Source organism: Magnetospirillum sp. (genome assembly GCA_027532905.1).
Classification (GTDB): domain Bacteria; phylum Pseudomonadota; class Alphaproteobacteria; order CACIAM-22H2; family CACIAM-22H2; genus Tagaea.
In genome coordinates, this window is record JAPZUA010000002.1 from 609,041 (window position 1) to 624,809 (window position 15,769).

16 protein-coding genes are annotated in these 15,769 nt (G+C 65.8%); 8 read left to right on the top strand and 8 right to left on the bottom strand.

Features of this window, described 5'->3' with window-relative positions:
• Nucleotides 1-41: 41 nt before the first annotated feature.
• The 3 genes from O9320_10905 (at nt 42) to O9320_10915 (ending at nt 2,998) form a co-directional block, all read left to right on the top strand.
• Nucleotides 42-230: a hypothetical protein gene (locus O9320_10905; GenBank protein ID MCZ8311356.1), complete on the top strand. Its 189-nt coding sequence runs from the start codon at nt 42-44 to the stop codon at nt 228-230.
• Between the two features lie 78 nt (nt 231-308).
• Nucleotides 309-1,484 (top strand): iron-containing alcohol dehydrogenase, encoded by a 1,176-nt coding sequence (locus O9320_10910; GenBank protein MCZ8311357.1) that lies wholly within the window; start codon nt 309-311, stop codon nt 1,482-1,484.
• A complete protein-coding gene (locus tag O9320_10915; protein ID MCZ8311358.1) occupies nt 1,481-2,998 on the top strand; it encodes a gamma-glutamyltransferase in 1,518 nt (505 codons plus the stop codon). The genes O9320_10910 and O9320_10915 overlap by 4 nt, the downstream gene beginning before the upstream one ends.
• Here the strand turns inward: O9320_10915 and O9320_10920 are convergent, their stop codons facing one another.
• From O9320_10920 to O9320_10935, 4 genes are read right to left on the bottom strand one after another with little or no spacing between them, the layout of a single operon-like run.
• Nucleotides 2,999-3,973: a tripartite tricarboxylate transporter substrate binding protein gene (locus O9320_10920; GenBank protein ID MCZ8311359.1), complete on the bottom strand. Its 975-nt coding sequence runs from the start codon at nt 3,971-3,973 to the stop codon at nt 2,999-3,001. It lies immediately after the preceding gene.
• Nucleotides 3,974-3,975: 2 nt separating this feature from the next.
• The gene (locus tag O9320_10925) at nt 3,976-4,902 is read right to left on the bottom strand and encodes a hypothetical protein (GenBank protein ID MCZ8311360.1); all 927 of its coding nucleotides are present in this window, start codon (nt 4,900-4,902) and stop codon (nt 3,976-3,978) included.
• A 27-nt stretch (nt 4,903-4,929) separates the two neighbouring features.
• Nucleotides 4,930-5,922, bottom strand: a complete 993-nt coding sequence (locus tag O9320_10930) for a TRAP transporter substrate-binding protein (protein ID MCZ8311361.1) — start codon at nt 5,920-5,922, stop codon at nt 4,930-4,932.
• Nucleotides 5,923-5,956: 34 nt separating this feature from the next.
• Nucleotides 5,957-7,831: a TRAP transporter large permease subunit gene (locus tag O9320_10935; GenBank protein ID MCZ8311362.1), complete on the bottom strand. Its 1,875-nt coding sequence runs from the start codon at nt 7,829-7,831 to the stop codon at nt 5,957-5,959.
• A 162-nt stretch (nt 7,832-7,993) separates the two neighbouring features.
• Between O9320_10935 and soxY the strand changes: the two genes are divergently transcribed.
• From soxY to O9320_10950, 3 genes are read left to right on the top strand one after another with little or no spacing between them, the layout of a single operon-like run.
• Nucleotides 7,994-8,467: a thiosulfate oxidation carrier protein SoxY gene (gene soxY, locus O9320_10940; protein MCZ8311363.1), complete on the top strand. Its 474-nt coding sequence runs from the start codon at nt 7,994-7,996 to the stop codon at nt 8,465-8,467.
• Nucleotides 8,464-8,775 carry a thiosulfate oxidation carrier complex protein SoxZ gene (soxZ, locus tag O9320_10945; protein MCZ8311364.1) on the top strand — a complete coding sequence of 104 codons (312 nt, stop codon included), beginning with the start codon at nt 8,464-8,466 and terminating at the stop codon, nt 8,773-8,775. The genes soxY and soxZ overlap by 4 nt, the downstream gene beginning before the upstream one ends.
• A gap of 17 nt (nt 8,776-8,792) precedes the next feature.
• Nucleotides 8,793-9,602 (top strand): creatininase family protein, encoded by an 810-nt coding sequence (locus O9320_10950; protein MCZ8311365.1) that lies wholly within the window; start codon nt 8,793-8,795, stop codon nt 9,600-9,602.
• A gap of 55 nt (nt 9,603-9,657) precedes the next feature.
• Here the strand turns inward: O9320_10950 and O9320_10955 are convergent, their stop codons facing one another.
• Genes O9320_10955 through O9320_10970 form a run of 4 tightly spaced genes read right to left on the bottom strand, consistent with a single transcriptional unit; the run spans nt 9,658 to nt 13,901 of the window.
• On the bottom strand, nt 9,658-11,148 hold the full coding sequence (locus O9320_10955) for an amino acid ABC transporter permease/ATP-binding protein (GenBank protein MCZ8311366.1): 1,491 nt from the start codon (nt 11,146-11,148) through the stop codon (nt 9,658-9,660).
• Nucleotides 11,145-12,299, bottom strand: a complete 1,155-nt coding sequence (locus O9320_10960) for a hypothetical protein (GenBank protein ID MCZ8311367.1) — start codon at nt 12,297-12,299, stop codon at nt 11,145-11,147. Before O9320_10960 ends, O9320_10955 begins: the two co-directional genes overlap by 4 nt.
• Before the next feature lie 22 nt (nt 12,300-12,321).
• Complete coding sequence (locus O9320_10965) at nt 12,322-13,014, bottom strand: amino acid ABC transporter permease (protein ID MCZ8311368.1); 693 nt, start codon at nt 13,012-13,014, stop codon at nt 12,322-12,324.
• A 17-nt stretch (nt 13,015-13,031) separates the two neighbouring features.
• Complete coding sequence (locus O9320_10970) at nt 13,032-13,901, bottom strand: transporter substrate-binding domain-containing protein (GenBank protein MCZ8311369.1); 870 nt, start codon at nt 13,899-13,901, stop codon at nt 13,032-13,034.
• Between the two features lie 138 nt (nt 13,902-14,039).
• Between O9320_10970 and O9320_10975 the strand changes: the two genes are divergently transcribed.
• Nucleotides 14,040-15,359, top strand: coding sequence for an FAD-dependent oxidoreductase (locus O9320_10975; GenBank protein MCZ8311370.1), 1,320 nt, complete (start codon nt 14,040-14,042; stop codon nt 15,357-15,359).
• A gap of 15 nt (nt 15,360-15,374) precedes the next feature.
• On the top strand, nt 15,375-15,740 hold the full coding sequence (locus tag O9320_10980; GenBank protein MCZ8311371.1) for an ectoine synthase: 366 nt from the start codon (nt 15,375-15,377) through the stop codon (nt 15,738-15,740).
• The last annotated feature ends 29 nt before the right edge of the window (nt 15,741-15,769 follow it).

Below are 15,769 nucleotides of genomic sequence, written 5' to 3' on the forward strand. Positions count from 1 at the left end.
GTTCGTCGGCACGCTGTAGCGTTCTTGCGAAGGAGAAGCTGGTGCGCGACGAAATACTCGAGATCTGTGCCGAAACGCTGCGCAAGGAAGGCCATGCGGCGGCGACGGGCGCCAAGCTGTTCGAAGACCGCATGCTGGCGGCGGCGGCGGTAGCACTGCTGCGCGATTGCCGTCCCATGCCCGTGATCGTCGAACTCATCGCCGAGCTCGATGCGGTCGCCAAAAAGTAAAGAGCGGCGTTGCGCGCGGGCGTCCGCCCCGATACGGTTTCGCATCGTTCATAAGCTGTACGCCGGAGCCGTCGCCCCATGAAAGAACCTGCCGCCGATTTCGTGTTTTTTCACTCCACGCGCCGGGTCGTGCATGCCAGCGGTGCGCTCGAGCGGCTCGACGGACTCGCCAAGGAATTCGGCTGCGCGCGGCCGGCACTCGTGATCGACGGGTTCTTCGTCGGCGGCCCGATCGAGGCGCGCGCTGTGGCAGCCCTCAAGGCCGGCACTGGCACGGCACCCGTAGTGGCGCCGGTGCCCACGCACGAGCCCACGACCGACACGATCGCGGCGGCGGCGGCCTCCCTTGCGGTGGCTGATCCGGATTTGATCGTCGCGGTCGGCGGCGGCTCGGCCATGGATACGGCCAAAGTCGCCCGCATGCTTCTATCCAATCCGGGGCCGGTCGAAGCGATCTCGGGCTTCGGCAAAAGCTTGCGTCCGCATCGCTCGCTGTTTGTATGCGCACCAACCACGGCCGGGACGGGGTCGGAAGTGTCGGAATCGGCGATCGCGGCCAAGGTCGGTTCGGAGGTAAAGCTCATCTTCCGTTCGCCCGAAATGACGGCCGCCATCGCCTTGCTCGATCCGACGCTGACCGCGAGCTGCCCGGCGGTCGTGACCGCACAATCGGGCTATGATGCGGTCACGCATGCGGTCGAAGCCTACGTCTCGAACGCTTCTTCGCTCATGACCGATCCGTTTGCGCTCGAGGCGATGCGCCTGCTGGCGAAGTGGCTGCCCGTCGCCTATGCCGAGCCCGGCAATATGGTCGCGCGCAGTGCGTGCCTCATCGGCTCGTGCCAAGCCGCGATTGCGTTCAACAGCGCCAATCTGGGCCTCGCCCACGCGTTTGCGGCACCCTTGGGTGCCTTGCACGGGGTGGCGCACGGTCTTGGCAATGCACTCGCATTGCCGGTCGTCACGGCCTTCAACGCGCCGATGCTGGGAGCCAAGGGCGAGGCGATCGCGGCTGCGTTTGGCGCGTCTTCGGCGGCGGCGGCCATGTCGAAGCTGCGCCATACGCTGGGTCTCGATCTGTCGCTCGACCGCTACGTGCCGGACGACGCGGCGCGCGAGAAAGTGGCGCAGGCCGCGATGCGCTCGGGCCAGGTCAAAATGAATCCGCGCCTGGCCACCATCGACCATGCACGCGCAATGCTGGCCGCCATGCGCACGCCCACGGGCGGGGCGGCGCCGGTGTTCGCCGAATGAGCAGCGCACCGTCCTACGGCAGCGGGCGTCTCGCGCAAGGATTGGGCGGGGCGGCCGTTGCGGGCCATCCGATTTCTGCACTTGCCGGCATTGCGGCACTCGAAGCCGGCGGCAACGCGGTCGATGCGTGCCTTGCAATGGCGGCAAGCGATTGGGCCGCGATGCCCGACATGTGCGGACCCGGCGGCGATCTGTTTGCGCTATGGACCGACGCAAACGGCACCGTGCACGCGGTTAACGGGGCGGGGCCTGCACCGGCGGCCTATGTGCATCCCACGTCCGACGCCGAGCGCGCGGGCCTTTGCCTGATCCCAGGTGCACCCGCTGCGTTCGAATATCTTGCGGGCCACGCTGGGCGCTTGGGGCGTGCGGCGGCCTTGGCGCCGGCGGTCGCGTTGGCAACGCGCGGCGTTGCCGTGTCCGCGCGCTTCGATCGCCAACTGCAGGCCCTGCGCGATGGACCCTTGCGCCAAAAGCTTGCGGCGGCCCATGGCGGTGCTTTGCCGAAGCCCGGCGAGCGCTTTGTGCTTCCGGGCCTTGCCGCAAGCCTTGCCGATTGGTCGCAGCGCGGTCCGTCGGCTTCGCTCGCTGCCGCGTGCGCCGATTGGGCCACACAAGGAACACGCGTGACAGCCGACGAGGCATGCGCCTTCAAGGTCGCGGCCGAAACGCCTTTGGCACTGCCTTTTGGCGCCTGGACGATCTACGGCCAGCCGCCGATGAGCCAGAGCGTTGCGACGCTCGCCTCGCTCGGCATTGCGGGTGCCGATACGGTACGCGAAAACGATGCGGCCCATCGCACGCATATGCTGATCGAGGCCTACAAGCGCGCTTTTGCCGAACTCGACGGTCTTGGCGATGGGCATGGCCCAGCCGCGCGCGCAAACGAAATGCTCGCCGCCGCAAACATGCGCGCCAAACGCGAGAGTATCGGCCATCGCGCATCGCAAGGACCCGCCATGGTGCGAAATTACGGCGAGACGACGCAGGTCGCCGCCGTCGATGCGTCGGGTGGGGTTTGTACGCTGATCCATTCGCTTTATCGCCCGTTCGGCGGACGGTGCTTGGCCGCAAACGGGTGGCTCTCGAACGACCGTGGTGCGTCGTTCTCCACGGGTGCGAACGCGCCGGCACCCGGCAAACGGCCGCGCCATACGCTGGTCGGCATTCTGATGCGCCATCCGGAAGACGGCATTTGGGCCTGCGGCACGCCGGGTGCGCAAGCCCAGACCCAGACCAATCTGCAGATCGCCGTCGGCCTCATGCGCGATGCAAGCAACCCCGCTGCGGCGGTTGCGGCCCCGCGCTGGAGCTTTCTGGGCGACGACCAGATCGCGGTCGAAGCCGCGATGCCGCGCGAAACGCTCGACGCGCTCGTGGATAAGGGCCATCGCCTGGCGTTGCGTCCGCCGGCCGATTGGCTAATGGGCTCGATCGGGCTCGCCGGCGTGCGAAACGGCCTCAAGATCGCCGTCGCCGACCATCGGCGCGAGGCGCTTGCGCTCGCCTTCTAGTTAGCCGTCGGCCTGGATCTTCGCGTCGCGCACGACGCCCGACCAGCGCGCAAGTTCGGCACGCACGAACGTCGAGAATGCCGCTGGCCCCATGCGCATCGGCTCGGCCCCTTGTTGCGCGAGGCGTTCGGCGATGGCCGCATCGCCAAGGGCCGCGTCGATCTCGGCTGCGAGCCGGGCCACGATCGGTTCGGGCGTGCGCGCAGGTGCGAAAATGCCGAACCACGCACTTGCCTCGAAGCCGGGCACGGCTTCGGCGACCGTCGCCACGTTCGGCGTTAAAGGCGAGCGCGCGACACTCGCAACCGCGATCGCGCGTACCGCACCCGCTTGGATCTGCGGCATCGCCGTGATCGACAGGTCGAACATCAATTGGCATTCGCCCGCAACGACGGCCGCCAAAGCAGGGGCCGAGCCGCGATAGGGAATGTGCGCAATGTCCGTGCCCGTCGAGAGTTTGAAAAGCTCGCCCGCTAGATGGTTCGACGTGCCATTGCCGGCCGAGGCGTAGTTGAGTTTGCCCGGCTCGCGCTTTGCGAGTGCGACAAGTTCGGCGGGGCTGCGCGCAGCCACGCTCGGATGTGCCACCAAGAAAAACGGCAGCGTGGCGAAGGCCGCAACCGGCGAGAAATCCGCGATCGGATCGTAGCCGACCTTCGGATTGAGCGCCGGATTGATCGCGTGCGAACTTACCGTACCGATCATGATCGTGTAGCCGTCGGCAGCACTTTGCGCGGTTGCCGCCGTGCCGATGGCGGTTCCCGCACCGGGGCGGTTGTCGATGACAAAGCTTTGGCCAAGCTTGTCGCCGAGCCGTTGGCCGAGGCTGCGCGCAAGCAGATCGGCTGCCCCGCCGGGCGGGAAGGGCACCACGAAGCGCACCGGCTTGTTGGGCCACGCCGCTTGCGCCTTGCCCAACGAGGGTGCCGCGAGGGCCGCACCGGCAACGGTCAACAAACGGCGACGGTCGAGCATGGTCACGCTGCCTTTGCCGACGGGCCCGTTGCCGGGCCTTCGACTTCCGGGATCGGCGGGATCGGCACGTTGTACGGGGCGACGTCGGCGCGGATCTTCTTGAGCGCGTCGGCGATGATTGCGACCTCGTGGTCGGGATGCGTGGCGCCGAGGCCGTGTTCGGCCGCCAACTGGCGCGCGCGCGCCGAGCGCTTGCGCTCGTCGGCCGGCAGATTGACGACCGCATAGACGCCATTCAGCAGGGAGCCGCGCAGTTTCTTCGCGAACTTCTTGCCGAGTTGCTCCTTGTCGAAGTCGGACAGCGTGCCGAAGAAGCGACGCATCACGATGCGGCCGAACTGGATGTGCCGCGCTTCGTCGCGCAGGATCAGGCGGCAGGCTTCGCGGATGGATTCGTAGCGCGCGTTTTCGTAGCGTGCTTGCAGCAATTCGCCCGACAGCTGCTCGAACAGCGTGTTCACGGCAAGACCGGCGAAGAAGCTCATCTGCTTCTCCTCCTTCTCGTCGTGGAATTTCGGGATGATCTTCATGAAATAGTCGGACTGCGGCGACGGCTGGTATTTGGCCAGCGCGTTGGCGATGCGGAAGCTTGCCTCGTGGTGGCGCAGCTCTTCGGCGATGAAATTGACGACGTGCTGCTTCACCTCGAAAGGCTGGTGGCCGAAGATCGCGTCGCGCAGGCGTTCGGCCCCGTAGGGCGTTGCCCCATGCTCCATCCATGCGCGCAAGGACCACCATTCGGCCCCGGCCTTGCGCACTTCCTCGGGCAGGTCGGCCTTCTGCATATCTGAGAAATCAAGTTTGGCCGGGTCCCACGCAAGATCGCGTGCCTGCTCGCACAGTTTCCAGATGTCGTCGTAGGCCATCTCGGCCACGATCGGATAGGGGTTGGGGTTCTGGACGACCTCTTCCAGCATCGAAGCTTCCATCGTACGTCTCCCTTTTTCCCGAATGCCTTAGCGCGTCTCGACGATCGCGGTGATCGCACCCATGCCGCCGAATTTGGGCGCTTCCTGCTCCCAAATCGGGCGCAGCGCGTCGCGCCACGGCGCCTGGTCGACCTTGTGCACGCGCGCCCCGCGCTGGGTGATGCGGCCCATCGCCGCATCTTCCTGCTCGAGATGCAGCTTGTTGATATAGGCGGCCATCTCGAGGGCCGTGCGCGTCATGATCGCCTGGTTGGCCGGCGACAGGCGCTGCCAATATTGCTGCGAGAACACGATGGCGCCGACGGCCCAGATATGGCCGGTCTCGGTGATGTTGGGCGCCACTTCGAACAGGCGCAGCGTCTCGATCGGGCCCTTGGTGATGTCCATCAAGTCGGCAACGCCGGTCGAAAGCGCGTTGTACGTTTCGGTGATCGGGATCGGCGTCGGGTTCGCCCCCAGCGTGCGCCAGATCGAGATGTGCAGCGGGCTCTGCAGCACGCGCATCGTCTTGCCGCGAATGTCCGACACTTGCAGGATCGGCGTGCGGCTCACGAGATGGCGCGCGCCGTAGGTGAAGAAGGCCGGCACTTCGAACCCTTGCGCGCGGTAGAGGCCCTTGTAGCGCTCGCCGATCGGGCCGTTCACTACTTTGTCGACATGGTCCCAGTCGCGGAAGATGAAGGGCATGTCAAAGATCTGGCCCTCGGGCACCCATTGCGACAGGGCCGCCAGCGTGGAATCGGCACCCTGGATCGAGCCCAGACGCATGCCTTCGGCATTTTCGCGCTCGCCGCCGAGCTGGCCAGCCGGGAAGATCTGCAGATCGACCGCCCCGCCGGTGCGTTCGCGCGCAAGCTCCGAGAAGCGCCGCCACATGACCGTGTTGGGGGCTGTTTCGGGCTGCACCACGCCGATGCGCGCGGGCTGGGCGCGCGTCTGGGCGAACGTGTCCGGAGCGTTGGCGGCGAGGGCGCAAAGGCCCAGGGCGGCGACGGCAGCTAGGCGAAGCGTAAGGGACATGGGCATCGTCTCCTCGAGATTGGTTTTAGGATTGTTACAAACCGAGCCACAACAGTCCCATCGAGATTGCCGGGACATAGGTGATGAGCGCAAGGGCGATCAGCAGCGCGACCAGGAACGGCGTGAGGGCGCTGAACACCTCGACGACCGGCAACCGCGCGACCGTCGAGACGATGTAGGCGAGGATGCCGACCGGCGGGGTCAAGCCGCCGATCATCAGATTGCAGATCACGATGAGCCCGAAATGCACGGGCTCGATGCCGAAGCGCTCGATGAGCGGCAGGAACAAGGGGGCGAGGATCAGGATCGACGCGCCAATGTCGAGGAACATGCCGGCGATCAGCAGCACGAAATTCAAGAACAGCAGCACGATCCAGCCGTCGGTGAGCCAGGCGGCCCCGAACTCGACGATCGCCTGGGGTACACGCTCGGTCGTGAGCACGAAGCCAAAGGGCACGGCAGCGCCGATCAGCAATCCGATCATCGCGGAATCGACGGCCGTCTGCGACAGGATCTGCCACAGGCCCTTCAGCGTGTAGCTGCGCATCCACAGCGCACCGACGAGAAACGAATAGGCGACCGCGATCGCACCCGTTTCGGTCGGTGTGGCGATGCCGAAGCGCAGCGAGCCCAGGATGAACATGGCGAGCAGCATCACCGGGATTGCGGATTTGGCGGCCACTCCGCGTTCGCGCCACGTCGCACGCGCCATGGCGGGCTTGTAGCCGTCGCGCTTGGCAACGAACGCGACCGCCAGCATCAAAGCCGCGGCGTAGAGCAGGCCCGGCACGATGCCCGCGATGAACATCTGCCCGACCGATATGCCGGTTGCGGCCGCGATGATCAGCATGCCGACGGACGGCGGGATGATGTTCGGCAGCACGGCCGAGGCGGCACATGCAGCGGCCGAGAAGCCCGGCTTGTAGCCGTCGCGCAGCATGGCCGGGTGCAGCATTTTGGCGTTGAGGGCGGCATCGGCATTGGACGAGCCCGAAATGCCGCCATAGAGCGTTGCCGATACGACCGTGACTTGGGCAAGGCCTGCGCGCAAATGGCGCACGAGCGTGTGGGCGAAGTCGATGAGGCGCTGGGTGAGGCCGCCCACATTCATGAGGGCCCCCGCCAGCAGGAACAGCGGGATCGCGAGCAGCAGGAACTGCCCGGACCCACGCACGACATTCTGCACGATCGCGGCGACGGGCAGAATATCGACCGACAAATTGGCGAGGAACACGCCGAGCAGCATCGAAAACGCAACCGGAATGCCGAGGGCGAGCCCTACCGCGAACGTGCCGGACATCAGCCACACCGGATCCATCTCCGGGAATGTCAGCACGCGCGCAACGTCGAACAGCCAGTAGAAGGCCGCACCCAACGCAACGCCCAACGCGCCGAGATAGCGGTCGCTCGGCCGCTCGAAATCGCGCAGCGCGATATAGACGAGGCCTGCCGCACAGCTCGCCGGAATGCCCGCATATTGCAGCCACGCGGGCAATGCCAAGGCCGTCGACAGGCCGCCGATCAGGCCGATCAGCTTGTTGGCGCCGAACATCAGCAGGATCGTCGTATAGGCCACGGCCGCATCGACCAGCACTTGGTGCGCGCGTTTGAACCCCGGCGACAGCAGCGCATCCACGCCAACGATGGCGATATGCAGCCGCTCGCGATGGGCAAGCGGGATGCCAAGGAAGATGAGATAAATGAAAAGCCACTGGCCCGCTTCGGCGGTCCAAGTCAGCGAGGCCGCAAAAACGTAGCGCGACACGACGCCCGCAAGCGTGACGGCGGCGATCGAAACCAGGCAAAAGACCGCCAAGGCCCCGACCGTCGCGTCGAGCGCATCGAGCGTACGGGCCGACAAGGGCCGCTTACCGGGGCGGGTTTCGAGGACGGCGGCGGCTTCGCGCATCTTGCTTCCGGGTGGACGTTTGTATGTTCAGTTGACACGCGGATTTGCGCGCCGTCAATCGCCGTGCCGCTAAAGCCCCCTGTTACAAAAGCTCGGCTGTTACAAAAGCTCGGCGCTGGGCTATGATAGTCTGCATCTACTGAAGCTTGGGAGCATGCGGTGGTGCCACACGACGAAGACAGGCGGAATTTTCTGAAAGCGGGCGGCGGCTGGTCGCTGGTCGCCGTTCTTGCGGCTGCAGGAATGCTGCCAAGCCAGGCCGCCTTGGCCGACTGGAACAAGAGCGCGTTCGACGGCAAAACCGTCGCCGAGACGCTGAAGGCCCTGGGCATCGAGCCTGCGACCGCTTCGGCTTCGCTGGTGCTGACGGTACCGGACATTGCCGATAACGGGGCGGTGGTGCCGGTGCAGATCGCCAGCCGCCTTGCCGGCACCACGCGCCTTGCTTTGATGGTCGAGAAGAACCCCAACACGCTGACGGCCGTGTTCGAGATTCTGCCCGATGCGGTCCCCGAAGTTTCGACCCGGATCAAGATGGCGCAGACGTCGAACGTGGTCGCGATCGCGATTGCCGAGGGCAAGGTCTATTCGGCGACCAAAGAAGTTAAAGTCACGCTCGGCGGGTGCGGCACATGAGCGGCCCCATGCGCATTCGTGCGGCCGTTGGCCGCGACGGCATTGTCGAAGTCCGCGTGCTGATGAGCCACGAAATGGAGAGCGGCCAGCGCGTCGAAGCGGGCGCCGTGGTGCCCGCCTGGTTCATCAGCCAAGTGACGGCCACGCACAATGGCCGCACGGTGATGACAGCGCAGTGGGGGCCGTCGGTTTCGAAGAACCCCTATTTCGCATTCAAGTTCCGCGGCGGCAAAGCGGGCGACAAGATCGCCCTCAGCTGGATCGACAACCGCAACGAAACGCGCAGCGACGAAACGACGATCGCGTAGGGGCGCAAGGACATAAAATGGCTTTCGAGAACGACTGGACCAGACACACGCGCGACACGCTGGCGGCAGCGCGTGATGCAGGCGCGCTGCCGGTATTGACCGTGGGCGCCGTCGAACAGCATGCCGAGCATTTGCCGGTCGATATGGACAGTGCTTCGGCCTATGCGATCGCGATGGCGGCGGCCCGCCGCTGCGGCGAAGTGCCCGTCGTGGTGATGCCCGCCCCGATGTACGGTTTTTCGCCGCACCATGCGAGTTGGGCCGGCACGCTCACGGTCAAGCTCGCGACCTTCATGGCGCTGGTCGAAGACCTCGTACGCTGTGTGGCGCATCAGGGTTTCAAGCGCATGCTGATCGTGAACGGCCATGGCGGCAACAAGGCGCCTTTGGCCGCTAAGATCGGCGAGCTTGCGACCGACGGATTCGAGATCGCGGCAGTCGACTACTGGACGCCGGGCGAGGCGGCGTGGCGCAAGATGCTGGTCGGGCGCTTCGAGGGCGTCGGCCATGCCTGCGAATACGAAACAGCGCTGCTGATGGCGCTGCGGCCCGAACTGGCGCCTGAGATCGCGCGAAAGGTGCGCAATCTGCCGCCGCGTTTGGACCAACCCTATCTGCGCGGCTCGAACGCCGATGCCCTGCTCGAAGCGCGCGGCACCTATGCGGCGATTTTCGGCAATGAAGATTGCGGCTATCGCGGGGACCCGGCCGCGGCCACGCCCGAGAACGGCGCCAAGATGCTCGACGCGACGGTCGAAGCGCTCGCCGCCTTCTACGGCGCGTATGCCCGCATGGGCCTCAAATCCGGCACCGACCGACCGCGCTAGGCGCGTTTGCAAGATCCGCACGCTGCACACGTCGCGGCGCATGGTCGGCGTTACGTTACGCGATCGCGCCGATCTGGCCGAGAAACGTCCGCGCCCGTTCGCTCTTCGGGGCGGCAAAAAACGCGGTCGGCGAGGCTTCTTCGACGATGCGGCCGCGATCGAGAAAGACGATCCGGCTCGCGGCTTCGCGCGCAAAGCCCATCTCGTGGGTTACGACGACCATCGTGGTTCCCTCCGCAGCGAGGGCGCGCATGACGTCGAGCACCTCGCGGATCGTTTCGGGATCGAGGGCCGAAGTCGGTTCGTCGAACAGCAGCAGGTCCGGTTCCATCGCGAGTGCGCGTGCGATCGCCACACGCTGCTGCTGTCCGCCCGACAGCATTGCGGGATACGCATCGGCGCGGTCGGCGAGGCCCACTTTGGCGAGAAGCTTTCGCGCGGTCGCTTGCGCCTGTACGCGCGGCTGGTCCAAAACGAGGCGCGGGCCCGAAGCCACGTTTTCGAGTGCCGTCAGATGGCCGAACAGATTGAAGCGCTGGAACACGAAGCCGATGCGCCGGCGCTGGCGGTCAAGCAGGCGCGCATCGAAGCGCTTGCTCGCCGGATCCCGGCCGAGCGGCGTGCCGTCGAATTCGACTGTGCCGCTTTGCGGACGCACAAGGCCGTTCAACACGCGCAGCAAGGTCGTTTTGCCCGAGCCGCTGGGGCCAACGAGGGCCACGACCTCGCCGCGCCGTACGGCGAAGTCGATACCGTCCAACGCGCGATGCGTGCCAAGCTCGACGCGAATGTCGGAAAGGCGCACGAGGGCAGGGCCGGTCGCGACAGCAGGCCGTTCGACGTGGCTTTCGGAAGGTCGCGTGTTCTGGGGCAACTGGACGGGGCGTTGGCTGCGCGCAAGCCGGCGCTCGATGTGGCGCTGCACGATGTCCCAACTCGTGGTGACCACGAGATAGGCGCAGGCAGCCACCGCGTAGATCTCGAGCGGGCGCGTCGTCGCCTGCGCCATCTGCTGGCTCATGCGCAGCAGCTCGACGATACCGATGACCGACAGCAGCGAGGTGGCTTTGAGCATGTAGTTGAAGTTGTTGCCGAGCGGCGGCACGATCACGCGGATCGCCTGCGGCACTACGACGAGCACGAAAATCTGCAGGCGCTTGAGGCCGAGGCTGCGCGCAGCTTCGATCTGGCCTGCGGGCACCGAGATCAGCCCTGCGCGCACGATCTCGGCCATGCGCGCACCCTCGTTCAGCGAAAGGGCGATAAGGCCCGTCGTGAGGATGCCGAGTTTGAGCCCGAGTTGCGGGATCACGGCGAAGAAGAACAGGATCTGCACGAGCAGCGGCGTGCCGCGGAAGATCCAGCCATAGAGCCACGCAAACGCGCGCAGCGGCCGCGCATTTGCAAGCGAAGCCGGACCCAGCGCAAATCCGATCGCGGTGCCGAAAGTTTGGGCGAGGATGGCCGTCCAGACCGTCGTCAGCAGGGCCGCCGGCAGCATCGGCGATGCCAGCATCTGCCAGACGACGGCCCAGTTCCACGTCACGTCGCGATTTTCCCGAGCGGCGTTTTGGCGAGCCACACTTTGCCGGGTTTCGGCGGGTTGGCGGGATCGCAGACATAGCTGAACAAACCGCGCGGCCGCCCGCCCATCGCGAAGTCGAGCACGTTGGCAAGGCCGGGCGGGGCGGTTGCGACGTCGTGGGTCGTGTTCACGATGTGGAGTGCCGCACCCTGCAGCGAGATGGCCGCCGGTGTGAGCGCGCAATGGATGCGCTGCGCACCCTCGATGACGATGTCGTCGCTTTCTTCGAGGCCGAATTTGGCGGGCTGGTAGTACATCGCCAGGCGCATATGGATGCGCTCCACGTCGCCCTCGTAGGCCCGCCCGTGCTGCGTGATGCCGATCACGCGGCCCGGCGGCAGGATGCCGAGCGCATCGGTGCCGGAATCGACGGGAAAGTTGGCGGTTTCGATGTCCCAGCTTTCCTCGACGCGTTCGATGCCCATCCCCAAGCGCTCGGCCACCAATGCGATCGATTCCGGCATGCCCATGTGGCCGACGATGCGCCCCGAGGCGATTTTGGCGCGGAAATCTTCGGGCGTGAGGCCGTAGCCGACATGGTCGATGTCGTGCGCACCGGTGCCCGTCACGTCGATGCAGCGTTTGATGTCCACCTTCGTGGCCGCCGTCGTGATGCGCGCCAAGGTCAGCACAAGCGCATCGAACACGAAGCCCGGATTGATGCCGCAGCCCACGAGCGCAACACCGTTGCGTTTGGCGGCGGCATCGAGGCGGGCGGCGATCGCGGGATAGCGCAAGGCCGGATAGAACATCGCCTCGGAGGCCGAAATTACGTCGAGCCCGGCATCGAGGGCGGCCACAAGCTGGCCTTCGATCGCCTCGAGCACGGACTCGGTCATGTGGTAGACGACGTCGGCGGGCTCTTTGAGCGTCGCGAGGCACGCCTCGAGGGTCGGGCTCACGACGATGTCGAGGCCGAGCTGTTTGGCTTCCGCGCTGAGGTCGCTTGCACGCTTGCCGACGAGATGCGGCGCATGGTCGACAATGCCGACGATGCGGATGTCGGTCACGCCGGCCGCAAACGCTTTGACCATGAGCATGCCGAGCGAGCCGAAGCCCCAGATGATGGCGCGCAGTTTGCCGTCTTTGGCGGCCGGTCGGTGTTTTCTCAAAATACGTCTCCTTGGGATTTCGTCACGCGCCCGTGGCACTTGGGCGCAAGGTTCGGATGCCGACGGCATAGCGACGTTCGAGCCGGACCTGGACGAAGGTCCAGACCGTCGTCATCGCCAAATAATAGAGTGCTGCGACCGCATAGAGTTCGACCGAACGGAAGGTTTCGTTGATCGCCATGCTCGTCACGCGCAGCAGTTCCTCGACCGAGATGACTGATAGCAGCGAGGTCGTGCGCAGCATGCTGTTGAATTCGTTGCCGACGGGCGGCAGCATTAGGCGGATCGCTTGCGGCAGCAGAATGGCGCGCAGCGACGTGCCCGTCGGCATGCCGAGCGCGCGGGCCGCTTCATCCTGGCCCGGATCGATTGCGGCGAAGGCAGCCCGTGCGATCTCGGCCATGTAGGCGCCGGCGTAGAGCGAAAGGCCGATCAGGCCCGCCTCCCATACGCCGAGGCGCAGCCCGAATTGCGGCAGGCCGAAATAGATCAGCAGCAGTTGTGCCAACAAAGGCGTGCCGCGCCACACAAGCACGTAAAGGCGGGCAAGTGCCGCGAGCGGGGCGGGCCCGCGGTCGCGGGCGAGGGCCGCCCCAAGGCCGATCGCCGTTCCTGCCAGCTGGGCAAGAACGGCGATCCACACCGTGGTGAGAGCCGCGTTCGCGAAGCGCGGATCGACGAGATACGTCGAGAAAACCGTCGAGGAGAACTGCACGCGGACGTCGCTTGGGCCTAGGGCTGGATCGCGAATTCGGGCACGGCGGCGACCCCCCACTTGGCCACAATGCGCCCATAGCTGCCGTCGGCGCGCATCGACTCAAGCGCACCCTTGATCGAATCCGCAAGCGCGCGATTGGGCTTCAACGTGGCGATCGCAAGGCGGTTCGGGTTGAAGCCGACAAACGCCATGCGATATGCCGCCTGGTTCGCCGGCTCGCGATTGATGAAAAACGCACCTTGCGGATCGTTCACGTACACGGCCGCCGCCTGGCCCGCCACGAGCGCTTGGATCGCGTCGCCGTTCGTGTCGAAGGCGCGGATCGTCATCTCGGGCTTGCCGGCGGCTTTGAGCCGGTCGTTCTGGGCGCGCAGATTCTGGTGCGTGGTGCCGGCCGACGCGACGGCCACCGCACGGCCCGCGAGCTGGTCGAAGCAGGCCGAGTAGCTCGCCGCATCGCCGCTGGTCGGCGTGCAGCGCGCGATCTGCGGGTCGTTCGCGCGCATCATCATGCCTTCGCCCCACTGCACGTAGGACACCATGTTCATGATCTCGAGGCGCTGCGGGTTCACGAAGATCGCCGTGCACAGCGCATCGAAGCGGTTTGCCTGCAAGCCCGGCACGAGGCCCGGAAAAGCGAGATTGGTCCAGCGGATCCGCAGATTGAGGCGCTTGGCGATCTCGCCGCAAAGATCGACATTGAGCCCGTCCATGCGGCCTTGCGCGTCGATGAACTGGTTCGGCGGGGCCGCGAAGTCGGCGGCAAAATGTATCTCGCCCGCAGTTTGAAGGGCCGAGGCCGGAACCGACTGCGCTTTGGCGCCGCCGGCTAACGCGATAAACAAGGCAGCCGCAAAACCGGCTGCAAAACGGGCAAATTTCATGTCGTCCCCCTTTGGAAGTGCGCCGCACGGCGGATGCGGTGGCGGCGTCGTTCAAACATTGCGTTCGTCGGGCCGAGCAGTGCAAATTATATGCCCTATCATAAAGACATTTCGTCGGGGATGGGAAGGGGCATAGCGGTGCGCGAGGCAGACGAGGGGCACGGCTACGCGCGCACGCTGTGGTATGCCGCACACCAAGCGCCCGCCGCAGCGCCGAGCCTTGCGATGGACGTTTCATGCGATGTCACGATCGTCGGTGCCGGCATCGTCGGTCTTTCGGCGGCACTGCATTTGGCCGAACGCGGCATCGATTGCGCGGTTGTCGAGACGGGAGCCGTCGGCAGCGGCGCTTCGGGGCGCAACACAGGCTTTGTGGTGCCCGCCCTCAACGCAAGTCTCGGCCCCGAAGAGATCGCGGCACGGCTTGGGCCCGAACGCGGCGCACGCTTGGTCGATCTCGTCGCCAAATCCGCCGATACGCTTTTCGACATTGTGCGCCGGCACGCGATTGCCTGCGATGCCGATCAGCGCGGCTTTATCCAGGCTGCACCGTGGGCGCGCCAAGTGCCGGGCGTCGCCGCACGCGTCGCTTCCTGGCGCCGCGCTGGTGCAGCCGTCGAACTGCTTGATGGGACGGCCGCCGCTTCGCGCATGGGAACCGCATTCTATCGCGGTGCGATCGACTATACGCGCGGCGGCACCATCGATCCTTTGGCTTATGCGCGCGGACTTGCAGCACGCTTCGAAGCGCTGGGCGGCAAGTTGTTCGCGCATTCGCCGGTCGTGGCACTCACGCGCATGCCGGACGGGTGGACGCTTGACGCGCCTTCGGGAAGCGTTTCGGCGCGCCGCGTACTGTTCGCCACCAACGCGCTTGCAGGCAGCTTGTCGCCCGAGCTTGCGCGCAGCCAGATCCCGGTCGAGGTCCACCAGATCGCCACGGCACCGCTGCCGCCTGCAATCCGCGCGCGAATTCTGCCGCACGGCGGCTGCGTGACCGACATGCGGCGCGATCCGGTCGCGTTCCGGCTGTCGGCCGATGGGCGCCTCCTCGGCGGTGGCATGGCGGCTTTCGCACCCGGTGCCGATACGCGCCTGCCGCCGTTTTTCATGCGTCGTTTTGCGCGCCTGTTTCCCGATCTCGGCAGCCTTCCTGTCGATTATGTGTGGCGCGGCACGGTGGCGGTCACGCGCGGGCTGATGCCGAAGCTGTTTGCTCTGGGGCCAGGCTGCCACGCGCTGATTGCGTGCAACGGCCGCGGTAATGCGCTTGGCACGGCTCTTGGTGCGGCCCTTGCTCAAGCGCTTGCGGCCGACGATTTCGCCGATTTTCCGCTGCCCCCCGAACCGCCCGCCCCGATGGCGCTGCACGGCCTCGCGGCGTTGAGCCCGCGCCTGTGGCTGCCCTGGGCGCGGCTGCGCGACCAGATCGACAACGCCATCAACCCGCACGCTTGAGAAAGGAAAACCGCCATGGGCGAGAAGATCATGTGGAGCCGCCAGGAAGACGTCGAACGCGTCTGGATTCACGAGGGCAAGGAGTTCAGCCATCGGCTGATCGCGAAGTATCTGCAAGGGTCGAGCTTCTCGTTCCACATCACGACCTACATGCCGCATTTCGACACGGTCGTTAAAGGCGACGGCATCCACGAGGTGGTGCTCTATTGCATGCATGGCTGGTCGGAGCAGACCGACCTGTCGGACGGGCGCAAGCGCATCTTCAAGCCGGGCGATGCGATGTATCTGCCGCTGAACTACGAATACCGCCATGTCATCGGCGACGCCGGGCTCGTCGTCGCGGTTTCCTGCACGCCGTCGCGTACGCCGGGCGAGGTCTAGGGCTTCGCCATCTTGTATCCCTATTGTTC

Bases quoted from the DNA above. Each gene is read 5' to 3' on its own strand.
- O9320_10910 (MCZ8311357.1), top strand. From the start codon at position 309: ATGAAAGAACCTGCCGCCGATTTCGTGTTTTTTCACTCCACGCGCCGG.
- O9320_10915 (MCZ8311358.1), top strand. From the start codon at position 1,481: ATGAGCAGCGCACCGTCCTACGGCAGCGGGCGTCTCGCGCAAGGATTG.
- O9320_10920 (MCZ8311359.1), bottom strand. From the start codon at position 3,973: ATGCTCGACCGTCGCCGTTTGTTGACCGTTGCCGGTGCGGCCCTCGCG.
- O9320_10925 (MCZ8311360.1), bottom strand. From the start codon at position 4,902: ATGGAAGCTTCGATGCTGGAAGAGGTCGTCCAGAACCCCAACCCCTAT.
- O9320_10930 (MCZ8311361.1), bottom strand. From the start codon at position 5,922: ATGTCCCTTACGCTTCGCCTAGCTGCCGTCGCCGCCCTGGGCCTTTGC.
- O9320_10935 (MCZ8311362.1), bottom strand. From the start codon at position 7,831: ATGCGCGAAGCCGCCGCCGTCCTCGAAACCCGCCCCGGTAAGCGGCCC.
- soxZ (MCZ8311364.1), top strand. From the start codon at position 8,464: ATGAGCGGCCCCATGCGCATTCGTGCGGCCGTTGGCCGCGACGGCATT.
- O9320_10950 (MCZ8311365.1), top strand. From the start codon at position 8,793: ATGGCTTTCGAGAACGACTGGACCAGACACACGCGCGACACGCTGGCG.
- O9320_10970 (MCZ8311369.1), bottom strand. From the start codon at position 13,901: ATGAAATTTGCCCGTTTTGCAGCCGGTTTTGCGGCTGCCTTGTTTATC.
- O9320_10980 (MCZ8311371.1), top strand. From the start codon at position 15,375: ATGGGCGAGAAGATCATGTGGAGCCGCCAGGAAGACGTCGAACGCGTC.